Consider the following 7,604-nt stretch of genomic DNA (forward strand, 5'->3'; position numbering starts at 1 on the left):
GACTTCTTTTGAAAGGCTGATAATGACGAGCCCTTCCCTCATATCTACCCGCGTGAGCCGCCGCGTGGCGCTGGGTGCGACCGGTGCCGGTGCACTTGCTGTGTTGACTGCGTGTGCTGGTAGTATCCGCCCGCTGGCTGATGGCTCAGCGTCAAGCTCCGCTTCCGCAAGTGCATCCGCTAGTGCTTCAGCTAGTGCCTCGGCAAGCGCTTCGGCTTCTGCTTCTTCCAGCAAGTCCTATAAGGGCTTCGTAAAGTTTGATAACTTCGAGAAGAAGGGCGAGTACGTTCCGGCGACCGCTACTCAGAAGGCACAGAACGTACCCAAGCCTCTCGTTCCGGCGAACATGAACGAGCAGAACGTTGACGGCATGTACGCGTTCATTGGCTACTGGCTGGCAAGCTTCAACTATGCAGTGCTGACCGGTGACACTGAGCCGATGAAGAAGGCGGACCCTGCGGATATTTACGTTGACATGCTGCAGGATTACGCGGTGATGTATGGAGACGATCTTGGCTGGCTGTACGGTTCGGATACCCCGATTACTATTGAGCTGATTAGTAGTGCACCGCAGAAGCCTTCCAGTAGCGGTACCCTGTACTACTGGCCGGCTTACATGAACTACAGCCCTGATGCGAAGATTCACCTTGAGGGTAAGTCGGATCAGCCTTTCAAGACGGCGGAGAGCCCGAACGGCAAGCTGATGAAGGCCATTGTGGAGTACAAGGACGGTAAGTGGTTTATGCTGACCGGCAAGGAGAGCTCTTCTGCATCTGCTTCTTCTGGTAGCTCTTCGTCTGTCTAGGCCGTTGTCTTTGACAGCGTGAATAGGCTTCTCCCCCGCCTGCGGTAATGCACCGTGGGCGGGGTTTCTTTTTGCCGAAACGCTGCCAAAGCTCTGCGGAAATCCAGGGAACACCCAGGAGAAAACCCGGCGGATGGTCGGGGTTGCCGGAGGGTGCCTCGGGTACGCTTAACGTATATACATTGACGTACTACATGTGGTCTTTACCTGCAGGTTGTGAGCCTCGTGCTGACGGCTTTGTGGGTGATGGATCCGACGAAGGACTTCCGATGACTACCTTCTTCACTCGACGTACCGCTCTGGGTGTTGCTGTTGCGGGTGCGCTTTCTGCATTGACTGCGTGCGCTAGTGATATTCGCCCGTTGGCTGGCGGCACCGGCTCGGCTTCTCCGTCGGAGGCGGCGACCGCCTCCGAGACTGCTTCCGCATCGGCATCTGCGAGCGCTTCGGCTTCTCCTTCTGCGTCTGCGAGTGCCTCTGCGGCTTCGGGTCTTCCGTCTTCGGGTAAGTCCTATAAGGGTCCGATGAAGTTCGATAGCTACGAGAAGACCGGCGAGTACGTTCCGGCGAGCGCTACGAATCCGGCTGAGAATATGCCGAAGCCTGTTCCTCCGGCGAATATCAAGGAGCACAGCGTTGATGGTGCGTACGCTTTCTTGAGTTTCTGGCTGGCGAGCTTGAACTATTTGATGATGACGGGTAACCCGGCCCCGATTGAACATATCTACTACAACGGCTACGGTTGGGAGAAGTATCAGAGCACGATTAAGCTGTATGCGTCGGGTGCTGGTTGGGTGTACGGTACGGAAACTCCGTATATTGTTGAGCTGCTGACGGATGCTCCTCGTGAGGTGCCGGGTAGCGACAATACCCGCTTTATTTGGGAAGGCTATTCCTACATGGACCCGAAGATGATGCGGCATTATAGGAATCAGCCTGAGAAGGCAACGAGCGCTGATGAGTCGAAGAAGAGAGTGGCGAGGTTCCGCCTGGAGTACAAGGACGGCAAGTGGGAGCTGTCGAGCGCCGCGTAGTTGCCGCTTTGCAGAGGGTTCGCTCTCGTAGTGATTTCTCATGTGATAAGACCCCGCACCTGGTAAAACGCTGGGTGTGGGGTCTTAATTTTCTGAACAATTGAGGTGGTCGCGGGGCTATGTGGTGGCTCTCGGGTAACCTTAAAGGTGTATACATTGACGTACTGATAGGTCTTTACAGGGCGTCTACGCCTGCTCTGGTGCGCGGCGTCGTTGTTTGTTCTGTATTGGCTCCAACGAAGGGCTTCCGATGACTACCTTCTTCACTCGACGTGCTCTCCTGGGCGTGGGTACGACCGGCATCCTTACGGCGCTGACTGCGTGCGCTAGCGATATTCGCCCGCTGTCGCAGGGTTCCGGCGGTTCCTCTGGTTCAGCTTCTGATGCTGCGTCTGGCGCGGCTTCTGGTGCGGCGTCCTCTTCTGTGAGTGCTTCGGCGTCGCCTTCTCCGACTGATGATCACACTCCCGGCTCGTATGTTGGTCCGATTAAGTTCAATAACTACGAGCGGAACGGCACCTACATCCCTGCGACTGCGAATGCGCCGGCGCAGAACGTGCCGAAGCCTCTGATCCCGGAGAAGATGAAGGAAAACAGCCCCGAGGGCGCCTACGCGCTGATGGGTTATTGGCTTGCTTCCCAGAATTATCTGATTCTGACCGGCGATGTTGAGCCGCTGATGAAGGCGGATCCGGCGAAGGCTTTTTTGAGCAACTCTAGGACCATGATTAAGCTCTATGAGTCGGGTCTGGGTTGGATTTACGGTTCGGATCAGCCGTACAAGATTGAGATTGCGGAGAATGAGCTTCAGCCGGTTGCTAATAAGCCGGACCGTTACGAGTGGCTTGTGACCGTCGCGTATGACGCTGCCGCTAAGTACCACATTGAGGGTGAGCCTGATGCGACTATCGTTGAGGAAGAAAAGACGATTCCTCGCACGACGAAGTTCATCATGGAGTACAAGGAAGGCATGTGGCGCATGCTTCTGGACAACAACAGCTAAATTTCTTCATCTTCTGATACGCACTATTTAAGGATTTCTGATGACGACTTTCCTTTCTCGACGTGCCGCACTAGCTGCCGCTACCGGTGCCGGCGCGGCTGCGGCGTTGACTGCTTGCGCTAGCGATATCCGCCCGCTGGCGGATAGCTCCTCTGCTCCTTCCAGTGAGGCTTCCTCTTCCACAAGTCCTAGCGCCTCTGCTAGCCCCTCTGCCTCCGCTAGCTCCTCCTCTGGAGGCGGTTCTTCTGCGAAGTCTTATCTGGGGCCGGTAAAGTTCGACAACTATGAGAAGAAGGGCGAGTACGTTCCCGCGGATGAGACGCATAAGGCGCTGAACATGCCTAGGCCTCGACCGCCAGCGAATATGTACGAGAATACTGTTGATGGAGCTTACGCGGCCTATAGTTTTTATGAAGCAAGCCTCAACTACTTAGTACTTACCGGCGATGTTGAACCGTTGAAAGAAGCTGACCCTGTTGGCAAGGACGTCAAAGCTTTTCAAGGTTATGTAACTGTATACGAAACCAATGAGGGGTGGTTTTACGGTTCGGAGAAACCAGTTCAAACTGAGATGCTAACCCCCCGGCCTGAAAAGGCATCAGGTAGCGACACCCTCATTTGGCCTATCAGATTTGTTAGGGATCCTAATGCAATGTCTCGCATTGAAGGGCGAGCAGATGAGCCTATGTTCCCTAGTAAGGCTTTGACTCCTGACCACGCCAAGCTGAAGTTGTCCTATAAGGACGGTAGATGGTTTTATGCCGCCACTAAGGGCGGCGAGCAGAGCACTCCAAGCCCAAGCACTAAAGCATCAAATGAGGCTACCCCTAATAACGCCTAGAGCATCTTTGCTCAGTTCATCTTATGGGCGGAGATTTACCTCGCACATAGGCTCTAGGATTTAGTCTCATAACCCCACACATTACTTAAGGATTTTTCATGGCAACTTTTCTTTCTCGACGTGCAGCACTAGCTGCCGCTACCGGTGCCGGCGCGGCTGCGGCGTTGACTGCTTGCGCTAGCGATATCCGCCCGCTGGCTGATAGCTCTTCTTCCCCTTCCGGTGAGGCTTCGGCGAGCGCTAGCGCTTCTGAGTCTGCAAGCGCATCCGCCTCAGCATCTGCGTCGTCTTCCGCTAAGAAGTCGTACAAGGGTACCGTAAAGCTCGACAAGTATGAGAAGAACGGCGAGTACGTTCCTGCCACGGCTGAGAAGAAAGCGCAGAACGTGCCGAAGCCTGTTGTTCCGGAGAAGATGAACGAGGCGACCGTTGAGGGCATGTACCAGTTCCTCTGCTACTGGGTGGCAAGCTTCAACTACATGTTCATGACCGGCGATTTCGAGCCGCTCAAGAAGGCTGACCCTGAAGGCCGCTATGCGAACGATCACGCCAATGCTGTTCTTATCTACTCTTCCGGTAAGGGCTGGGTGTATGACACGGATGCGCCGGTTACCATTCAGCTGCTGACTGATGCTCCCAAAAAAGTTGAGGGCGGTCCCAACCGTTACGATTGGCTCGGACGCATTATCTATGATCCCAATGCAAAGGCTCACGTTGAGGGTCATGACCCTGTTCCTCTGGTTGATGGATCGACCAAGAGCGAGGCAACCAATTTTCCGTTTGACTATAAGGATGGCGCCTGGTTCTTACTCAGTGATGAAGAAGCTGATTCCCCCTCTTCAGAGGCGAGTAGCGCTAGTGCCTAACCCGCGTTCCTAGTCATTTATAGTGATGAGGGAAGCTCTCGAATGCAGTTGAGGCTGCGTGCGGGAGCTTCCCCTTTTTGTTTGCATGGCCTGCGTACGGTCGTGTTGAACTATTCCCCCAGATGAGCAGGTGCCGGCTTTGAACATGTATCAGTTTCTTCGGGTACGCTTAAAAGCACACGAACAAACCATTGAGGGGTTCCCATGCCTACCTTCGTTACTCGACGCACCGCTCTGGGCGTTGCCGCCACCGCCGCGCTCGCTTCCTTGACTGCCTGCGCCAGCGATATCCGCCCGCTGGAGGACCCGAGCGTAGTTGACCCGATGCGCCCCTACAAGGGCGAGTTGAAGTTCAATAGCTACAAGTCCACCGGAACGTACCACCCCGCAAGCAGCACGAAGAAGGCGGAGAACCCGCCTATGCCCGTTCCTCCCGTGAATATAAAGTCAAAGACGACCTCGGGCATGTATGCGGCGCTGGGCTACTGGGTCGCAGCCCTGAACTACCTGACGGTTACTGGCGACGCTACCCCGTTCAAGGACGTGGACCTGGACGGCATCTACGTGCAGAAGATGAAGGCATACGTAGAGTTGTACGCAAAGAATGAGGGGTGGATGTACGGCACCGAGACGCCGCTCGTGGCTGACCTGACCGAAGAGACTCCGCAGAAGGTTAACGATGAGCAGTACCGCTGGAAGGGTATTGCCCGTAGCCATAAGGATGCTGTTCTCCATTACGTACCCGAGGACAGGGACATTCGTCTGGCTGAGACGAGCGGTGATTCCAGTAATGATGAGGTCACTTTTGTGTTGAAATACCGAAACGATGCGTGGAGGGTCACCGTTGAGACGAAGAGTTCCTCGACGACTTCTCCCGGTTCCTCGGGCGGAAGCGGCTCCGGCCTCAACGTTTAGGATGCGGCGGTATAGGAAGATACAGACGCGGGAAACGACTGTATAGGAAGATAATGGCTTTTCCCCTAGTAAACGGTGCTTTTCGTTAGCTAACGTATCTTTTGTAGCATTTTCCAAGGTTTGACAACGAAAAAATCATAAACATACCCAAATACACTAAGGTACCCTGAAATAGATACACCGATAATCTATTGAAGGGTACCTTATGTCTACCTTCGTGACCCGACGCGCCGCCTTTGGCATCGCCGCCACCGCCGCGCTCGCCTCCTTGACTGCCTGTGCTAGCGATGTCCGCCCGCTCAGCGACCCGAGTGTGCTCGACGCTCAGCGTATCTATAAGGGCGAGCTGAAGTTCAACAACTACGAGTCGCAAGGAACTTACGTTCCGGCAACCCATGAGAAGAAAGCCGAGAATCCGCGCAAACCCGTACGCCCTGCAAACATGAGCAACAAGACAAAGGGCGGCATGTATGCAGCATTGGGATATTGGATGGCTTCTCAGAACTATCTCATGATTTCTGGGGATATTGAGCCTTTAAAGTCTGTAGACGCAACCGTAGACCAATACTGGGAAAAGATGAAGAAGGCGTACGTGAAAATGTATTCAGACGGCAGCGGCTGGCTATACGGCACCGAAACACCTTGTCTATACCAGTTGACAGAGGAATCTCCTCAAAAGATTGACGAAGACCGCTACCATTGGAAAGCTACGACCTACATGCACAGTAGGGCCGTAGTCCACACCACGGCACAGGGCTTGGAGATTTCGCTAGCCTACACAAATAACCCAGACGGTCCCAGCAAAATCATTTTTGAGTTGGTACACCAAAATGGTGCATGGACAGTCGGTCCTGCAGGAGGAAGCAACGCAACGAATTCACCCCAGCCTACAGCAAGCAGTTCTTCTCCGGCGTAGAAGCAACAATATTACTGCCTTAGCGAGAGCCCGTGTTTTTCGTCATCTCCCGCCGCTTTTAGGGTCATGGAGGCGCACACAACATTGGGCTGGCCGCTCCCCTGCGATATTCTGGAATTAGTTCAATACCGGCACATACTTTATTCACCTCAGAAAGAGCCCCATGTCTACCATGTATACCCGCCGCACCGCCCTGACCGCACTGGGTCTGGGTACCGCCGCGCTTCTTGCCGCATGTTCCTCGAACTCCTCCGAGTCTTCGGCGACCGCAAGCGCATCCACTACCGAGTCTTCGGCGACCGCGAGCGCTACCGCATCCGTCTCCCCCACGGCGGAGGCAACCACCACCGTTGAGCCCGGCCCCAGCATGAAGGGTGAGGTCGTTCTTGCCGATTACTCCTCCACCGGCACTTTTGAGCCGGGCACCAAGGAGCACAAGGCAGTGAACGTTGCGATCCCCGTGGAGCCCGCGAAGCTGCGTGAGAACAGTGTTGAGGGTCTGCACGCGTTCATTGCGTACTGGCAGGCTACCCTGAACTACCTGCTGCTGACCGGTGACGGTACCCGCTTCACGAACATTGACCACACCGGCGACTACTCGACCGTGGCTGAGTTCTTCCAGAGCATGTACGCTTCGGAGAGCGGCTGGGTTATTGGTTCGGAGCGTCCGATGGTTCTGTCGCTGACCGCTGACCGCCCGACCAAGGACACCCGCACCGGCTACTACACTTGGGCAACCGAGATGGTGATTGATGGTGCTGAGGGTGCTGGTGTGTACAGCAAGACCAACGATCGTGTGCAGCCGCTGACCGAGGTGTTCAAGTACCCGGGCAAGCCGGTGGCTGGTCAGATTGTGGCGCACTACCAGGACGGCACCTGGCGTATGGTGCGTCGTGCTCCGGGTACTGCGTCTGCTTCGCCGGTTCCGTCGCTGAGCCCGAGCGCTTCTGCTGAGGCGACTGCTGCAGGTTCGGCGGAGGCGACTACTGCTTCTGCTGAGGCATCGGCACAGTAAATCCAGCCCCCCTATACCGCTGAGAAGCCACATGTGTTTCGAGAAGCCACCATTATGGTTGCTTTTCGAAACACATGTGGCTTCTCGCTTTTGATCTTTCTTGGAAAAGACAGATATAAACAAAAAAGCCTTGATCCCGAAGAATCAAGGCTTTTTCCTAGTGTGACCCCAACCGGATTTGAACCGGTGTTGCCGCCGTGAGAGGGCGG

Annotated in this window: 9 protein-coding genes; 8 read left to right on the forward strand and 1 reads right to left on the reverse strand. The window is 55.1% G+C overall.

Going from position 1 to position 7,604, the window contains the following annotated elements; genetic code table 11:
• Nucleotides 1-22 precede the first annotated feature (22 nt).
• From RQ593_RS06925 to RQ593_RS06960, 8 genes are all read left to right on the forward strand, one after another.
• The gene (locus RQ593_RS06925; protein ID WP_311450172.1) at nt 23-805 is read left to right on the forward strand and encodes a DUF6318 family protein; all 783 of its coding nucleotides are present in this window, start codon (nt 23-25) and stop codon (nt 803-805) included.
• Nucleotides 806-1,074: 269 nt separating this feature from the next.
• Nucleotides 1,075-1,839 (forward strand): DUF6318 family protein, encoded by a 765-nt coding sequence (locus tag RQ593_RS06930; protein WP_294642909.1) that lies wholly within the window; start codon nt 1,075-1,077, stop codon nt 1,837-1,839.
• 250 nt (nt 1,840-2,089) lie between these two features.
• On the forward strand, nt 2,090-2,842 hold the full coding sequence (locus RQ593_RS06935; RefSeq protein ID WP_311450173.1) for a DUF6318 family protein: 753 nt from the start codon (nt 2,090-2,092) through the stop codon (nt 2,840-2,842).
• 40 nt (nt 2,843-2,882) lie between these two features.
• Nucleotides 2,883-3,683, forward strand: coding sequence for a DUF6318 family protein (locus tag RQ593_RS06940; protein WP_049354795.1), 801 nt, complete (start codon nt 2,883-2,885; stop codon nt 3,681-3,683).
• Between the two features lie 98 nt (nt 3,684-3,781).
• Nucleotides 3,782-4,549 (forward strand): DUF6318 family protein, encoded by a 768-nt coding sequence (locus RQ593_RS06945; RefSeq protein ID WP_311450174.1) that lies wholly within the window; start codon nt 3,782-3,784, stop codon nt 4,547-4,549.
• A gap of 204 nt (nt 4,550-4,753) precedes the next feature.
• Nucleotides 4,754-5,464: a DUF6318 family protein gene (locus RQ593_RS06950; protein ID WP_311450175.1), complete on the forward strand. Its 711-nt coding sequence runs from the start codon at nt 4,754-4,756 to the stop codon at nt 5,462-5,464.
• Nucleotides 5,465-5,669: 205 nt separating this feature from the next.
• Nucleotides 5,670-6,380, forward strand: a complete 711-nt coding sequence (locus tag RQ593_RS06955) for a DUF6318 family protein (protein ID WP_296545262.1) — start codon at nt 5,670-5,672, stop codon at nt 6,378-6,380.
• Between the two features lie 163 nt (nt 6,381-6,543).
• The gene (locus RQ593_RS06960; RefSeq protein ID WP_311450176.1) at nt 6,544-7,395 is read left to right on the forward strand and encodes a DUF6318 family protein; all 852 of its coding nucleotides are present in this window, start codon (nt 6,544-6,546) and stop codon (nt 7,393-7,395) included.
• 11 nt (nt 7,396-7,406) lie between these two features.
• Here RQ593_RS06960 and RQ593_RS06965 read toward each other — a convergent pair.
• A partial coding sequence (locus RQ593_RS06965) for a hypothetical protein (protein WP_311450177.1) occupies nt 7,407-7,604 on the reverse strand: 198 nt, incomplete at its 5' end.

Origin of the sequence: uncultured Rothia sp., assembly GCF_963507905.1 — a bacterium.
In the GTDB taxonomy this organism is placed as follows: Bacteria; Actinomycetota; Actinomycetes; order Actinomycetales; family Micrococcaceae; genus Rothia.

Coding starts and splice junctions, on each gene's coding strand:
- RQ593_RS06925 (WP_311450172.1), top strand. CDS start 23: ATGACGAGCCCTTCCCTCATATCTACCCGCGTGAGCCGCCGCGTGGCG.
- RQ593_RS06930 (WP_294642909.1), top strand. CDS start 1,075: ATGACTACCTTCTTCACTCGACGTACCGCTCTGGGTGTTGCTGTTGCG.
- RQ593_RS06935 (WP_311450173.1), top strand. CDS start 2,090: ATGACTACCTTCTTCACTCGACGTGCTCTCCTGGGCGTGGGTACGACC.
- RQ593_RS06940 (WP_049354795.1), top strand. CDS start 2,883: ATGACGACTTTCCTTTCTCGACGTGCCGCACTAGCTGCCGCTACCGGT.
- RQ593_RS06945 (WP_311450174.1), top strand. CDS start 3,782: ATGGCAACTTTTCTTTCTCGACGTGCAGCACTAGCTGCCGCTACCGGT.
- RQ593_RS06950 (WP_311450175.1), top strand. CDS start 4,754: ATGCCTACCTTCGTTACTCGACGCACCGCTCTGGGCGTTGCCGCCACC.
- RQ593_RS06955 (WP_296545262.1), top strand. CDS start 5,670: ATGTCTACCTTCGTGACCCGACGCGCCGCCTTTGGCATCGCCGCCACC.
- RQ593_RS06960 (WP_311450176.1), top strand. CDS start 6,544: ATGTCTACCATGTATACCCGCCGCACCGCCCTGACCGCACTGGGTCTG.